Source organism: Prevotella sp. P4-119, from assembly GCF_002251345.1.
Lineage (GTDB): Bacteria > Bacteroidota > Bacteroidia > Bacteroidales > Bacteroidaceae > Prevotella.
In genome coordinates, this window is record NZ_NPJB01000084.1 from 156,546 (window position 1) to 172,267 (window position 15,722).

Below are 15,722 nucleotides of genomic sequence, written 5' to 3' on the forward strand. Positions count from 1 at the left end.
ATATGAAGGATTTCGAACTCGATTACAGACACTTTGTTATCGGCGGAGTAGCCATACTCATCGTCGTTATCTATATCATACGCCTCTTCTTTCTGCAGATTATGAGTGATGACTACAAGAAGAATGCCGACTCAAACGCATTCCTCAAACAGGTGGAATATCCATCACGTGGTGTCATTACCGACAGACATGGAAAACTGCTCGTCTATAATCAACCCGCATACGACGTCATGGTCGTGGTCAACGAAGCGAAAAACCATCTCGACACCCTCGAACTCTGCAAAGCACTCAATATTACTAAAGAGGAGTTTGACTTGCGCATGAACAATCTTAAAGACCGCTCAAAAAATCCAGGTTACAGTCGGTTCACACAGCAGATGTTCATGAGCCAATTATCAGACAAGGACTTCTCTGTCTTTCAGGAGAAAATGTTTCGTTTCCCAGGATTCTATGTTCAAAAGCGAAGCATCCGACAATATCAGTATCCTTATGCAGCCCATGTACTTGGAGATGTGGCAGAGGTTTCGCCATCGGATATTGAAGAAGACAATTACTATATCCCAGGTGACTACATCGGAAAATTGGGAGTAGAGAGAAAATACGAAAAACAATTGCGAGGTGAGAAGGGGATGAAAATCCTGCTTCGCGATGCTCATGGCAGAATACAAGGACGTTATCAGAATGGCGCACTCGATAGGCGCCCCGTTCCGGGAAAGAACCTTACCCTTTCTATTGATGCAGACTTGCAGGCTTTGGGCGAGCGACTAATGGAAGGAAAAATAGGAAGTATCGTTGCCATCGAACCCTCTACAGGTGAAGTGCTCTGCATGGTGTCTTCGCCATCTTATGATCCAAGAAGCATGGTAGGACGTCAACGTTCAAAAAATCATCGAATCTTGACCGCAAGCCCACTTAAACCATTGCTAAACCGAAGCATTATGGGACAGTATCCGCCAGGTTCTACTTTTAAAACCACACAAGGACTAACCTTCGCTTCGGAGGGTATTATTAGTCCTGCCCATACCGCATTCCCTTGTTCTCATGGCTTCAACTTCAAAGGACTTCATGTGGGATGTCACGGCCATGCTTCACCCCTAAGCCTTGTTCCTGCACTATCCACATCTTGTAATGCCTACTTCTGTTGGGGACTCTATTATATGATGGGAGCCAAGAGTAAATATGGATCTGTACAGAATGCTATGAACCGTTGGCGCGACTATATGGTGAGCATGGGATTTGGCTACCGTCTCGGTATCGACCTGCCAGGTGAGAAACGAGGACTAATACCTAATGCAGATTTCTATGACAACGCCTATCGTGGATCGTGGAACGGACTGACTATTATTTCTATATCCATTGGCCAAGGTGAGGTTAATGCCACACCATTACAAATAGCCAATCTCGGTGCTACAATAGCCAATAGAGGATACTTCTATGTGCCCCATGTAGTGCGGAAGGTACAAGACGAACCTCTTGACACACTCTATAGACGCCGCCATTATACCATGGCCAAACGCCAAGCCTACGATTATGTAGTAGCAGGAATGCGGTCATCGGCTGTTGGTGGAACATGTCGTGAGCTCTCACGTTACGATATTAATGCATGCGGAAAGACAGGTACGGCACAGAACCGAGGTCATGACCACTCGGTATTTATGGGTTTCGCCCCAATGGACAATCCAAAAATTGCCGTTGCCGTCTATGTAGAGAACGGTGGATGGGGAGCCACATATGGTGTACCTATCGGTGGCTTGATAATGGAACAGTATATTCACGGCAAACTCTCAGAAGCTTCGATGAAGCGTGCTGAAGAGTTCCAACATAGACATATAGCTTATGGCAACATCGGCAGGTAGAAGACAAGGCAATAGTGTGTTGCGTTCCATCGACTGGTGGACGATATTGATATATATCGCTCTCCTGTCGTTTGGCTGGATTAGCGTATGTGGAGCCAGCTATGATTATGGTGACACAGACATCTTCAGTCTGAGCACTCGTTCGGGTATGCAGATTATCTGGATAGGCACTTCTATTACGTTGGGCTTCGTCATATTGATGTCCGATGACAGGTTCTACGACACTTTTGCCTATGTCATCTATGCGCTATTGTTGTTGTTGCTCTTTGCTACTATATTCAATCCCCATCAGATTAAAGGTTCTCGATCGTGGTTGGTATTAGGTCCACTACGCTTACAACCTGCGGAATTTGCAAAGTTTGCCACGGCTTTGGCTTTGTCGAAGTTTATGTCAACCTATGGTTACAACATTCATCAATGGAAACATTTTGCTGCTACATTAGCAATCATCCTGTTGCCTATGATGTTTATCGTGCTTCAACGTGAGACAGGATCAGCATTGGTTTATCTTGCTTTCTTCCTGATGTTCTATCGTGAAGGAATGCCCGGTTCTATTCTGTTTACTGGTGTTGCCGCCGTTATCTATTTCGTAGTAGGCATTCGTTATGCAGACGTTTACCTTGCAGGCTCACCGACCAGTGTCGGAAAGTTTGTGGTGTTATTGCTTATCCAACTGTTTACAGCCGGCTTGGTATGGGTCTATGGCAATAACAGACGATTGGCATGGCGCATTGGATGGATAAGTCTTGGCATTACTCTTTGCTCTCTCATGTTGCTACGTTTGCCTTTCGATATTGTCTATATCCAGTTGATAATGACCTTCATACTTGTTGGTTATCTTGTTTGGGAGGCATTGGGCACACGTTTACGCAACTATTATTTCATAGCTCTCTTTACCTTGGGCTCCGTCTTTTTCTTTTATGGTGCCAGCTTTATCCTTAACAATGTGATGGAGCCACACCAACGAACACGTATCAATGTGCTATTGGGATTGGAGGAAGACCTTAAGGGTGCTGGCTATAATGTGCATCAGAGTGAGATAGCCATCGGTTCTGGTGGACTTGAAGGCAAGGGCTTTCTGAATGGTACGCAAACAAAATTGAAGTTTGTGCCAGAGCAGGATACCGATTTTATTTTCTGTACTGTAGGTGAAGAGGAAGGTTTCTTGGGATCTGCAGGAGTTTTGTTGCTGTTTCTTGCACTTGTTTTGCGACTTATAAAATTGGCTGAGCGTCAACCGTTTCGATTTGGTCGTATTTATGGTTATTGCGTGTTGAGCATATTCCTATTCCATGTCTTTATCAATGTAGGCATGGTATTGGGACTGACACCAGTTATCGGTATTCCACTTCCGTTCTTCAGTTATGGTGGTTCTTCACTATGGGGATTTACCATATTACTATTTATCTTCCTGCGCCTTGATGCCGGAAGAAATCTCATTCGCTCATAACCATATGATGCTAATTGAAATCAAATAGACAACTTCTGTGTTTGGTTATTGGCGTATTAGGGTGACCCCAATGTCGGTAATGCCAGGTAGCATTTCACGCTTCATATCGTGCCGTATGGTGATGTGAAGTGAGTCTTCTGCTTCTAATGGTATTGTGGCGAGTTTGAACTCGTATTGGTAATGGCTCACGCCTTGTCCTTTGACATTACCGTTATGGTCTATAAGTTTGCAGTTGAGTGTGTCTCTATAGTTTTTTCCCGATTTTACTGCTGTTTGATCTACAATGAGTGTGAGTCCCATAAACGGGTATTCTCCGGTGATGCGCAATCCTACTTTTTCCTGATAATTGCCACTTATTTCAAGGGGAGAAACATCAAACGAAATAGTGTCGTTACGTTCCCATCCTTTTGTTGGTACATGTTCATAATGACTATACACCATATTGAGGTTGCAAGCAGCAACCAACAATATGGTGGATAGGGTCATAGTGTATCGTATCAGTTTACGCATTTTCGTTGTTGTCCTGATGTCTTGGCTTGTGCTGTTGAGGCTGTTGCTGCTTGTTGCGGCGCTGTTGGCCGTTACCTTGTTGGCGGTTAGGGCGAGGGCCGCGTTGCTCGCCGTTAGGCTGGCGTGGACCTTCGCTTTGTGGCTTAGGAACATTACCTTGCCCGCGTCGGTTGTCGTTTTGTGGGCGCTGGTTGTTGTTGGGTTGTTGTCCTGCATGGTCTTGCTGCCGAAGTGCGCTGTTGTCAGCAGATTTCTTAGCTGGTTTTTTCTTCTTTTTCTTGCTCTTATCGAAGCGATTGATGTTCTCCTGAGTAGCCAGGTCGAGCGATCTTTTATCGTTTTGCTTCTGTTCGCCTTCTACGAGAGACAATGGCTTTTCGCCCTTGCGGTTCATTTCTATGATTTGTTTGGCACGTTCTGCGGTGATGGTTTCCAAGTTTGCTGCCAAGTTTTTGTCGGTCGAGTAGGTGACGAGACCTGCCAAAATATCGGTTTTGAAGAGGTGATATTCAGCGTCCTGAGTAATCAACACGATGTCTTTTGAAGGCAGTTTTCTACTTGCCTCTACGTAGTCATCGACTTCATAGTTAAGGCAACATTTGAGTTTGGCGCACATACCAGCCAGTTTTTGGGGATTGAGTGAGATGTCTTGGAAGCGTGCTGCACTGGTACCAACGCTTACAAAGTTCTTCATCCAAGTGGCGCAACAGAGTTCTCTGCCGCATGGTCCTGTTCCACCGATGCGTCCAGCCTCCTGTCGTGCACCGATCTGTTTCATCTCGATACGTACGTGGAAGGTGGCTGCGAGGTCTTTGATAAGCTGTCTGAAATCTACTCGCTCGTCAGCGATATAGTAGAAGATGGCCTTGTTGCAGTCGCCTTGATACTCTACGTCACCGATTTTCATCTTCAACCCAAGGTTTTTGGCTATCTGACGACTCTCAATCATGGTGGCGTGTTCGCGGCTTTTGGCTTCTTTAAATTTATCCATGTCCACCGGGCGTGCTATTCTGTAGATACGCTTGATGTCATCTGCACTTTTCAGATGTGCCTTCTGCACCTGCAATTTTACCAGTCTTCCTGTTAGTGTTACCACGCCGATGTCGTGTCCAGGATTGGCTTCTACTGCCACAACGTCGCCTTTCTTAAGCTCCAATTTGTTGACGTTGTGGTAATATCCCTTACGTGTGTGCTTGAATTGCACTTCTACCAAGTCGGTAGTATCGATATTGCCCGGTACGTCAGCGAGCCAGTCGTAGGTATTCAACTGTCGGTCTTGACGCCCCACAGCCTGGTGACAGAGTCCGCGTGTGCAACCTGTTTTTATTTCGAGGTCTTTTGCTTTTTCCATGCTTTATATGATGTATTGAATGTATGCTAATGCTTTTGTTATTGTTGCTTGATGATATGTTGGTGTTCTTTTCCGAGCGGATAGTTATTTCTGTATGAGTAGCACAATCATTTGTATGGCGAGATGGAAGAATACGATTTTTGCATTTGCATTTTGTCCGATGTCGCGTATGGCGAGTGTGATGAGATCGCTGATTTCTATCACATTGGCTTCGTTAATGTATCGTGCGAATTTTTTTGCGAAGTCTTCTTCGCGCTCTGTCATATAGCAGAGGTCGCGTTCGCCAAAGTTGTACATGAAGTTTTCGCGTACCAATCGCAGGGCATATTCAAGGAATCGCTTCTGTTTCTCTCGTCCTGCTGTTGCCATTCGTTCGCTCCATGTTTTCATGTCCTTTACCCGTCTAGCGTATGCCATACGCATCAAGGTTTGAAACATATCCAGGAAGAACTCGTTTTCTGAGTCAGCCTTTAGTGCTTCCAAGGCTTTCAGCCAACTGCCTCCTGCCATGTGTGCCACTCGTTCTGCCTTATCGGTCATGAGTCCACGCTGTTCTATGAGAGCATCTGTTATGTCTTTGTCGGCAATGCGTTTCACGTCGATACGTTGTACGCGGCTACGAATAGTTTCCAACAAACGGTCTGGAGCTTCGCAAACGAGCAGGAAAACGGTCTGTTGCGGCGGTTCTTCGAGCAGTTTCAGTATTTTGTTGGCACATTCTATGTTCATTCGTTCCGGTAGCCAGATAAGGCTTATTTTGTAGCCGCCTTGACTCGATTTTAACGAGAGTTTATGCGACAGAGCATCGCTTTCTCCTGCGGTGATGATGGCTTGTTGGTTGGCTGCGCCCATGTGTTCCATCCATTCGGTCATGGTGAAGTAAGGTCCGCCTTTAATCATATCGTGCCATTGTCGTATGAAATCGTCAGACACTGGTTTGTGGTCTGCGCTCATAGATGGCAATTTGATGGTAGGAAAGGTAAAGTGCAAGTCGGGATGCTCCCATTTTGCCAACATGGCAGCATCGTTGGCATTGCGTCTGAGCAGGTGTGCGGCAAAAGCCATAGCTAATGCCATTTTTCCACATCCCATCGGTCCGCAGAGCATGATGGCATGCGGCAGGCGTTGTTCGTCCACCAGTTGTAGCAGTCGCTGTTGTGCTTCTTGCTGTCCTATCACCTGTTCAAATCCTGTCATAACAGTCGTTTAGTTATCTCTACCACCGAGTCAACGGCCGATACAGTATAGAAGTGGATATTCTGAATGCCGTGAGCGTAGAGCTCCTGACACTGTGCGGTAGTCCATTCGATACCCAATTGTCGGGCCTGTTCGTCTGTTTTACATTTGACAATCTCTTTGGCAAGTGCCTCGGGAATGTCGCAATGGAATGTTTTGGGTACTACGGTCAACTGGCTGAGTTTAGCCATTGGCTTGATACCTGGTATGATGGGAATGGTGATTCCCATTTGTCTTGCCTTCTCTACAAAGTCGAAATATTTCTCATTGTCGTAGAATAGCTGTGTTACTGCATATTGTGCGCCCAGCTCCTGCTTTTGCTTGAGATACTCCATGTCGCGTTCCAAGTTTGGCGCTTCTTCATGTTTCTCAGGATAGCTTGCCACTCCAAATTCAAATTTGGTGCCTGGGTGTTTGATGGTAGTGCCGTCTGCAAAAGTGCCATTGTTGAATCGTACCACTTGTTCTATGAGGTCGGTGGTGTGCGCATGTCCTCCTGGAGTGGGGGTGAATCGGCTGTCTTCTTTGGCTTTGTCACCTCTGAGGAGCATGAGGTTTTGTATGCCAAGGAATTGTAGATCGAGCAGTTCATATTCAATGTCCTCAATGGTCATACCGCTACATATCACGTGTGGTACTACAGGAATGTTGTAGCGTTGCTGTATGGCAGCTGCAATGGCCACTGTGCCTGGGCGTCTGCGGAGGCGAAGTCGCTCAAATTGCCCATTTTTCAATTCCCTGTAAATATATTCGCTGTGATGTGTTGTGATGTTGATGAAACCGGGGTTGAATACCGCCAATTTGTCTATTGTTCTGAACAGTGCTTCGGTGCCGTTGCCTTTCAACGGTGGAAGCACTTCGAAGGAGAATCCGCGCTCTCCGTTATTTTGTTTGATATACTCTGTTACTGTCATTCTTCGTTACTATACACAATTCGCTACAAAATTACAACAAAATGTGCTAATGACCAAAAGTATTCGCTGTTTTCATTTGATATACGTGCTTTTCCGCGACCGTTTTCGATTGAAAACATGTTGTTTAATGCTTGAAGAGACGCTTACCTTTAGTTATCATCTCCAGACGACCGAAAACTCACCTAAAGGTTTTATTAAATAGCTTTGATATTTGGATATCTTGATAGTTGTAAAAAAAAACAGGCGGCAAAACCTGTATCTCTTGGTTTTGTCGCCTGTCAAACGTGTATAATTGATGATTGAGTATGAGTCCTTTTTAGAACGGGCGCTTGGCTTTTGGCTTCATGTCTTTGTCCGATGAGGCATAGAGGCCTATGCATGCTCCGATAAATCCGCCACTCTTCTGGGTGCTGAGGTTAGAACCGTCAACACCGCGTGCCAGTATCATCCATTCGCCATTGCCTTCAGCATAGAAGAAATCATAGTAGCGGTCGTGGGCTTCCACTTTCAATTTCAATGTCCCGTTTCCGATGTAAGCTGATGCAATGGGCATGGTGAATCGCTCACTGCGTGTCAAGGTGATCATAGTTTTACCACCAACTAGTGTCTTACCGAATACGATGTTGTGGTCTTCTTTCTGTAACAAAGCAATACCTGCAATGTCCTTATCGTTGCGAGGAGTGAAGTCGAGCGTAGTTTCTGCAGTAAATGTGCCATGTTGCTGACGTGCCCAAACGGCAGAAAGTGGTTCACGCTGGTAGATATTGCCCGGCATCAGAGTCAATGTGAGATGTCCGTCGCCAGTTTTCCAGAAACCTTCTGAGTTTCTCAGGCGCATCCATCTGCTGTCGAGAGTAGCCTTGTCGAAATGGTCTTCGTAAGTAAAGTTGCCACTGAAATAATTGTTTTCAGTAGGTTTCAAACCAGCTTTTTCTCCCACAGGGCTTATGGCTTTGTTGGGTTCAAGAATGGTAGGCCATCCGTCTTTCCATGTCACAGGTAACAGGTATGTGTCGCGTCCTGTGTTGTACATGTCCTGCTCGTAGGGGCGGCAGCCAAGGAATACAGCCCACCAATTTCCCTTTTCATCCTCAACAAGATCAGCATGTCCGGCACTTGAAACAGGGTTCTGACGGTCAGCCTTCAGGCCTGTGCGCTGTGTGAGGATGGGGTTGTGTGGACATTCTTCCCAAGGACCATTAGGATTTTTGGCTCTGAGAATTACCTCGCTGTGCCAGGGGCCTGTGCCGCCTTCTGCGCACATCAGATAATAGTATTTCTTATATTTAAAGAGGTGTGGACCTTCAATCCAAATAGGACGTTCTTCTACATGTGTTCCTCCGCGCAATATCTCTTTGAAGTCACCTTTGATACTGTCGCCTTTCACGTCAAATTCGAACATTCGGATTGACCGTTGTCCTTCATAGTCGGCACCGCCAACTACAGGACCGTTGTGTACGATATATCCCTTGCCGTTGTCATCAAAGAAGAATGATGGGTCAATACCGTCAATCTTTGGCAGGTAGATAGGTTCGCTCCATCCGGCAGCTGGATTTTTGGTCTTGACAAAGAAGTTGCCGGCTCCTACATTAGTGGTAATCATATAGAACGTCTTATTCTTCTTGTTGTAACTGATGGCAGGTGCAAAGATACCGCCTGATACATTCTGTCCTTTCAGAGGAACCTGCGATGGGCGGTCGAGTACGTGTCCGGCAGGTGTCCAATTAACGAGATCCTTACTGGTAGATAGAGGAACACCAGGGAAGAAAGTGAATGAAGAGTTGACCAGATAGTAAGTGTCTCCTACACGGCATATTGACGGGTCTGGATAGAAACCTGCCAGGATAGGGTTGTAATACTGGTGTGTACGGTCAATAGACTCACTAAACCGGCTGTCGTTGCCGGTGTAACGGAAGTTGGAAAACTGTGCCGTTTGTGCCGATGCCGTTGTGGCTATTGCCATGGCGATGGTGGCGATAATGTTTCGTCTCATGTGCTATGATATTGTTTAACTGTTAGCATTAAGTTATCGATGCTGCAAAGTTACACATTTCATTGCACACAGGCATTTTTCCTTGTTACGGAAAGTTTGTGCTATTGCCCATTTTTGCTTTTTAGCATATATTCCTTGTTACGAAAAGTTTATGCTATTGTTCATTTCCATTATTCATGTATTCTCGTGGTGAGCAACCATATAGGTTTTTAAACATTGTGCTGAAGCTTGCAGCATTAGAGAATCCGCAGAGATACATCACTTCGGTAATGTTGCGCTTGGAGGTGCGCAGCATCTTAGCAGCCTGTTTCAGTCGGATGTTACGCACAAAGCTGTGTGGTGTTTGGTTGGTCAGCTCCTTCATTTTGCGGTGCAGGTGTACACGACTGATACCAACTTTCTGTGCTATAATATCTACGCTGAGGTCTGAATCGCTGAGGTTCTCGTTGATTACTTGCATGATGCGTTCCATCAAAGCTTCGTCTGGTGTCTGTACCGTAACCTCTTCGATGCGTGATTCCTGACTTTCGTTGCCATTGAATTTATTGCGGAGTGTGCGTCGTGTAGTCAGTAGATTGATGACTGTGCGACGCAAGATGTCCATATTGAAAGGTTTCAGAATATAGGCATCTGCACCGGTTTCAAGGCCTTCCAACTGATCTTCTTCTCGGCTTTTTGCTGTAAGCAGGATGACGGGGATGTGGTTGGTATTGACATTGGCTTTGATTTTTGAGCAGAGCGTCATACCGTCCATTTCCGGCATCATCACATCTGATATAATCAAATCGGGTTGCAATTTAACTATTTCGAGTAGCGCTTCCTTGCCGTTATGATAGGTTAGTACCTTGAAATCATCGGCAAATTGTGTGCATAGAAAGTCTCGGATATCGTCTTCGTCTTCGACGATAGCCAGTGTGGCTTTTCCTCCTTTGGTGTTATTTGTTAGTTCTTCTGCCTCCGTCTGGGGGGTGGTCTCCATAGTCATTGCCCGATTGTTTTCCAGTTCCATCTCTTGCAATAGGGTAGGCTCGTCTTTTATGTCTTCTTCGTTGACCATCTCCTCTGGCTTGAGGTGTGCATTACCTAATGGAATACGGATAGTAAACTCGCTACCATGGGTGAAGTCGGATCCCTCTGACTCTTCGTTGTTTCTTGCCACGATGGTGCCATAGTGAAGTTCTACAAGTGAACGGGTAAGGTCCAATCCGATTCCTGTGCCGATATTGCGGTCGTTGGGATTGGTCGGACTTTGATAGAAACGCTGGAATATGGTTTCTATTTTATCTTTTGGTATGCCTATACCATTGTCTTTTACAGAAATATAGGCATGGTGTTCGGTATGTGTAAGTCGGATGATAATATGACCTCCGGTGGGTGTAAACTTGAAAGCATTCGACAGTACATTCATGATTACTTTGTCGAAATTGTTGCGGTCAATCCATACTGGGAGTGTTTCCGAGTCGTGTTCAAACTCGAAGGTGATGTTTTTGTTGGTGGCTTGTTGTAGGAAGAGTTTGTATTCATCGTTGATGAAAGCCACGAGGTCTGTCTGACTCATGTGCATGGTCATTTGTCCCTTGTCAATCTTTCGCAGGTCCATCATTTGATTGATGAGGTGTAGGATGCGCTCAGAGTTTTTCCTGATAATCTCGTAGATACCTTGCCGTTGCGGGTCTTTGTCGTCTTTGATAAGTGAGAGCAACGGAGTGATGATGAGTGTCAGCGGTGTGCGTATCTCATGGCTGATGTTCATAAAGAAACGTAGTTTGGCTTCGCCCATTTCTTCGGCATGGATGTGGTTTTGTAGTAGCATGCGGTCTTGCTCCAGTTTGTGTCGATGCTTCATGTATGTCCATAATAGCAACATGGCAATGATGAAGTAGATGAATCGTGCCAAAACGCTGGCATACCATGCTGGATGTATTTCTACTGTAAATTCACGTATGGGAGTTTCTTGCTGATTGTTGATGGCTTTGACACGGAAGTTGTATGTCCCTGCTGGCAAGTGTGAGAATGTCACCTCGTTGATACCTGGTTGCATGAAGTGCCAGTCTTCTCCGTTGATGCTGTAGGCATAGGCAATTTGCTCCGTATTATTATAGGTGAGGGCAGAAAACTGTAGGGTGAAAGAGTTGTCATCGTGTGCCAAATCAAATTTCTTAGAGTAGAATACGCGTTCTTCAGTAATGGTATAGCTGCCCGATTCCATGCCGGGATATACGGTGCGGTTGCCTACGATGAGGCGTGATATACATACGTTTGCTTTCCAAGAGTGTAGTTTTAGCTTGAGTGGATCAAACCAGTTGAGACCTCCGGTTCCTCCGAGCAGTAGCAATCGACCGCCATCAGCGGCAAAAACTGCTCCGTCGCTAAACTCATTGCTTTGCAGTCCGCTTTCTAAGAAATAGTTGTTGGTTTTTCCCGTTTTCACATGCAGTCGGCATAAGCCATGTATGGTGCCGATCCAAATATCGCCACGTGCATCTTCCGTCACAAAGGCAATGCTGTTGTCGGGCAGTCCGTTGTCTGTATTGTAGAGCTTTGCTTCTGTACTTCCGTTGGAATAGCAATATACTCCATTTTCTGTTCCATACCACACGTTGCCTCTGCTGTCTGCAAAAACACAATGTGAGAACGATCCGTAATTGACGCAGTTTGTGGAGAATTTGCTTACCCAGTTGTTTGTGGCAATATCCATGCATGCCAAACCTACCGATGTGGCAACGTAGATATATTTATGGTCGGGCGACAGCGCAAGTTTCATGATATAGTCGTTGGGAATACTATTGATATGTCTGTCGCTGTCGGCTTTTGGTAATTGCCTGAATATTTTCAGGCTGCCGTCGGGCCGGCGACATATCAGTCCACTTCCCATAGTGCCTATCCAGATATTCCCGTTGCGGTCTGCTTTTATGTCAAAGACGCTGGAGTTTTTTCCTAAAGGCAAATCAAAGTTGTGGTAGTTGCCAGATGGATCTACGTATCCGCATCCGTCTTCATAGTTTCCTACCCAGATATTGCCATGTAAGTCTTCGCAGAGTGAAAGAATGGCCAACGGTTGTTTCACTACATGGGTTGAAGATATTGGCATTGAGGTGCCGAAGTGCAGTCGGTAAAGTCCGTCTTTGTCGGTTCCTACCCATACTGATCCGTCTTCGCTTCGTAGCACGCTTGTCACACTGTTCTCGCCTATCATGTTTCGAGAGCCTAAGCGGAATCCCATATATCCGAACTCGTAGGGTCTGGTGGGTTGCATGAATACACCTTTCTGAAACATACTCATCCAGATGTTTCCTTCTGCATCTTCGATGATGCTTGTCACTTTTGTTTTACTCAGATTGATGCGGTTGCAGAAAAACGGATTGTTGGTCAGTTTTCCTGTAGCAGGTTCATAGACGTAGAGTCCTTCGCCGTTGCACCCAATGTAGATGTTGTCATTGTGTGCAATATAGATGTTGTTGATGGCTAAGCCTGCCGTACCAGCCACATGGGTGAATCGGTCTGTCTGTGGTGCCATGACAAATAGCCCTTGTCGCAAGGTGGCTACGTAGATGTTGCCTTGTCGGTCTTCGGCTATCTCGCGTATCTGCAAACCAGCAGTTCCTGGTACATGCATGGTCACTTTTCCACTGGTTTCCTGTCTGAGTACGTCTCCATCGGAACAAACCATCCATAGCCTGTTGTTATGATCTTCGAAAGTAAAATTTATATATTTATATTGGTCGATGACTCCACCTATGCTTTCCGCCTTGTTTTTGTCAATTACACGCAGCAAACCAAAGCCAGAAGTGCATACGAGCACATCGCCATTGTTGCGTGTATAGATATATTGGATATAGGTGGTAATCTCTTTTCCGTTTACCAGCATAGGTATTTTTCTAAACTCATAACCGTCGTAGATGAACAGATTGTTGTTGGTTCCAAGGTAGATGTTACCTTCATGATCCTGTCCCATGCAGTTCACGTAGTTGTTGATGTTGTGTCCGTTCTTGTCGGTACTATTCATCACGGTGAAGTTGTAGCCGTCGTAGCGGTTGAGTCCGTTTCGTGTAGCAATCCAAATAAAACCGCGTTTATCTTGTAATACTTGGTTGGCAAAGTTGCTCGACAATTGGTTGTCTGTATCGAATAGTTTTCCTATCTGTGCACTCATCGGCATCAGAAACAGGCTGATGATAAGTGTAAAAATGGTTCTTAGCATTTCGTCTTAGTTATGTAATATGGTGCAAAATTACATAAAATAATCGTTAAAGTGGGTTGAAATGGCCATTTTTTTGTCTGAAAGTCGAAAAAGTTACAAGAAATAAACTTTTTGCGACTTGATTTAGTATTACTAAAGTTTAGGGTACTTACGACAAAGAGTATATCGAAATAACGTCGTATCTTTGCATCGTAGTTATTAGTTTTAGTAGTTTGGTAATATTATTTAGGGTAAAAAAAAGAAATGATAGTTTTTAAAGCTAATTGACTGGTGTTCCACCAGAGCTACGAAACGGAGATATTATGGTTTTTTAAGGAAAATCATGATTAATTGGTTTTTAGAAATGGTGCGTAGGGATACGTGCCATTTCTTTTATAATAGTATGTCTATTGAATTCAATTGCGCCATATAAAATCATCATGTCATAATCCACCACCTTCCTTCGGGATGACTTCGGGATGTGTTCGGGATTCGTTTTGAAAACCTTGGGACTGTCTGCGTATTTACTTGGGAGTATCTGCGTATTTACTTGGGAGTATCTGCGTATTTACTTGGGACTGTCTTCGTATTGCCTTGGGAGTATCTTCTTGATGCTTTTGGGATAGCATTTGTTGTACATTCGAAATGTCTGCGTAATGTGTCGGGAGATTCTTTTTATTGGTTTGTCGATATGAGTCAACGGCAGGTTGAGGGAGCTTTGAATAATGGCGGAAAACCAAAAAGAGCCGCATCCCATAAGAGATACAGCTCTTGTCTTAGTCGGGATTACTGGACTCGAACCAGCGACCTCGCGCCCCCCAGACGTGTGCGCTACCAACTGCGCTAAATCCCGATAAGCGAGTGCAAAGGTACATCTATAATTTGTAATATCCAAATTTTTGTTTCACTTTTTTTGTATTTATCCCCAAAAACACTACCTTTGTATCTCTAAACAAACCTAATTATAATATATGCAATACGAAATAACAGCTCCAAAGGAATTAAAACATACAGCAATCCTACCTGCATCGAAGAGTATTTCCAACCGTGCGCTCGTTATTCATGCGCTGGCTGGAGGCTCTATCTTACCCGAAAACCTATCGGATTGTGACGATACCCAAGTGATAATTTCCGCTTTGCGCGATAATCCTTATGAGATCAATATCAAGGCTGCAGGTACTGCCATGCGCTTCATGACAGCCCTGCTTTCGGTGAAAGAAGGCGAGGAACACGTGCTGACTGGTACTGAACGCATGAAACATCGCCCTATTCATGTGCTTGTTGATGCGCTGCGCTACCTTGGTGCTGACATCACCTATGTGGGAGAAGAAGGCTTTCCGCCTCTGCTTATCAAGGGTCACCGCCTTGATGGCGGTCTGCTCGAAGTGCCAGGCAATATCAGTTCACAGTTTATTTCCGCCCTGTTGATGATAGGTCCGACCTTGCAACAAGGCCTGACGCTCCGCTTGAAAGGTGATATTATCTCACGACCCTATATCGATCTGACCCTATGGACCATGCGCGAGTTTGGTGCCGATGCCGAATGGTCAGACTATGAGACTATTACGGTGAAGTCCCAACCATACCATGACCGTGCCTACCGTATTGAGAATGATTGGAGCGGCGCATCCTATTGGTATGAGATGATGGCTCTGGCAACTGGCGATGACGACGAGGTGATCCTCAACGGACTGATGGATGCCTCTAAACAAGGCGATTCCTCGGTGCGATATATCTTCAGCTTGCTCGGTGTGAAAACACAGTTTGCCACAACCGAACAGGGCATTCCCACCAAGGTGACCCTTCGCCATTCAGGCCGTTGCGTACCCCGTTTGGAATACGACTTTGTCAATTCGCCCGATTTGACCCAGACCTTTGTGGTCACTTGCGCTTTGCTTGGTGTGCCATTCCATTTCCGTGGACTTGCCACCCTTAAGATTAAGGAGACCGACCGCATATCGGCATTGAAGACAGAAATGCGCAAATTGGGATTTGTCATCTATGATATCAACGACAGCGAACTCGTATGGGACGGTGAACGTTGCGAGCCAGACTATGCCGACGGTATCGATACCTACGAAGACCATCGCATGGCGTTGGCCTTTGCACCTGCCGCATTGCGTTTCCCCAGTCTGCGTATCAACCATCCAGAGGTGGTCACCAAGTCGTATCCCCACTATTGGGACGACCTTCGCCATTGTGGTTTCCAAATCCAACAACGATAATTCTTAA

At 45.4% G+C, this 15,722-nt stretch carries 9 protein-coding genes and 1 tRNA gene; 3 read left to right on the forward strand and 7 right to left on the reverse strand.

Going from position 1 to position 15,722, the window contains the following annotated elements:
* The first annotated feature begins 2 nt into the window (after positions 1-2).
* Both mrdA and rodA read left to right on the forward strand, forming a co-directional pair.
* Positions 3-1,856: a penicillin-binding protein 2 gene (gene mrdA / locus CIK89_RS10155; protein ID WP_094391242.1), complete on the forward strand. Its 1,854-nt coding sequence runs from the start codon at positions 3-5 to the stop codon at positions 1,854-1,856.
* Entirely contained in the window at positions 1,837-3,306 is a 1,470-nt protein-coding gene (gene rodA, locus CIK89_RS10160) for a rod shape-determining protein RodA (protein ID WP_094391243.1), read from the forward strand. Before mrdA ends, rodA begins: the two co-directional genes overlap by 20 nt.
* Before the next feature lie 45 nt (positions 3,307-3,351).
* Here the strand turns inward: rodA and CIK89_RS10165 are convergent, their stop codons facing one another.
* The 7 genes from CIK89_RS10165 to CIK89_RS10195 all read right to left on the reverse strand — a co-directional run bounded on the left by CIK89_RS10165 (position 3,352) and on the right by CIK89_RS10195 (position 14,343).
* A complete protein-coding gene (locus CIK89_RS10165) occupies positions 3,352-3,816 on the reverse strand; it encodes a gliding motility lipoprotein GldH (protein ID WP_094391244.1) in 465 nt (154 codons plus the stop codon).
* Positions 3,809-5,167, reverse strand: a complete 1,359-nt coding sequence (locus CIK89_RS10170) for a regulatory iron-sulfur-containing complex subunit RicT (RefSeq protein ID WP_094391245.1) — start codon at positions 5,165-5,167, stop codon at positions 3,809-3,811. Before CIK89_RS10170 ends, CIK89_RS10165 begins: the two co-directional genes overlap by 8 nt.
* Before the next feature lie 84 nt (positions 5,168-5,251).
* A complete protein-coding gene (locus CIK89_RS10175; RefSeq protein ID WP_094391246.1) occupies positions 5,252-6,364 on the reverse strand; it encodes a DNA polymerase III subunit delta in 1,113 nt (370 codons plus the stop codon).
* A complete protein-coding gene (metF, locus tag CIK89_RS10180) occupies positions 6,361-7,317 on the reverse strand; it encodes a methylenetetrahydrofolate reductase [NAD(P)H] (RefSeq protein ID WP_094391247.1) in 957 nt (318 codons plus the stop codon). Before metF ends, CIK89_RS10175 begins: the two co-directional genes overlap by 4 nt.
* Before the next feature lie 316 nt (positions 7,318-7,633).
* A complete protein-coding gene (locus CIK89_RS10185) occupies positions 7,634-9,310 on the reverse strand; it encodes a glycoside hydrolase family 43 protein (RefSeq protein ID WP_094391248.1) in 1,677 nt (558 codons plus the stop codon).
* 154 nt (positions 9,311-9,464) lie between these two features.
* A complete protein-coding gene (locus tag CIK89_RS10190) occupies positions 9,465-13,511 on the reverse strand; it encodes a two-component regulator propeller domain-containing protein (protein ID WP_094391249.1) in 4,047 nt (1,348 codons plus the stop codon).
* 759 nt (positions 13,512-14,270) lie between these two features.
* Positions 14,271-14,343 (reverse strand) — tRNA-Pro (locus CIK89_RS10195).
* 118 nt (positions 14,344-14,461) lie between these two features.
* Between CIK89_RS10195 and CIK89_RS10200 the strand changes: the two genes are divergently transcribed.
* Positions 14,462-15,715 (forward strand): 3-phosphoshikimate 1-carboxyvinyltransferase, encoded by a 1,254-nt coding sequence (locus tag CIK89_RS10200; protein ID WP_094391250.1) that lies wholly within the window; start codon positions 14,462-14,464, stop codon positions 15,713-15,715.
* The last annotated feature ends 7 nt before the right edge of the window (positions 15,716-15,722 follow it).

What these genes read in the sequence shown, in the direction of transcription:
- mrdA (WP_094391242.1), top strand. Translation starts at nt 3, where the DNA reads ATGAAGGATTTCGAACTCGATTACAGACACTTTGTTATCGGCGGAGTA.
- rodA (WP_094391243.1), top strand. Translation starts at nt 1,837, where the DNA reads ATGGCAACATCGGCAGGTAGAAGACAAGGCAATAGTGTGTTGCGTTCC.
- CIK89_RS10165 (WP_094391244.1), bottom strand. Translation starts at nt 3,816, where the DNA reads ATGCGTAAACTGATACGATACACTATGACCCTATCCACCATATTGTTG.
- CIK89_RS10170 (WP_094391245.1), bottom strand. Translation starts at nt 5,167, where the DNA reads ATGGAAAAAGCAAAAGACCTCGAAATAAAAACAGGTTGCACACGCGGA.
- CIK89_RS10175 (WP_094391246.1), bottom strand. Translation starts at nt 6,364, where the DNA reads ATGACAGGATTTGAACAGGTGATAGGACAGCAAGAAGCACAACAGCGA.
- metF (WP_094391247.1), bottom strand. Translation starts at nt 7,317, where the DNA reads ATGACAGTAACAGAGTATATCAAACAAAATAACGGAGAGCGCGGATTC.
- CIK89_RS10185 (WP_094391248.1), bottom strand. Translation starts at nt 9,310, where the DNA reads ATGAGACGAAACATTATCGCCACCATCGCCATGGCAATAGCCACAACG.
- CIK89_RS10190 (WP_094391249.1), bottom strand. Translation starts at nt 13,511, where the DNA reads ATGCTAAGAACCATTTTTACACTTATCATCAGCCTGTTTCTGATGCCG.
- CIK89_RS10200 (WP_094391250.1), top strand. Translation starts at nt 14,462, where the DNA reads ATGCAATACGAAATAACAGCTCCAAAGGAATTAAAACATACAGCAATC.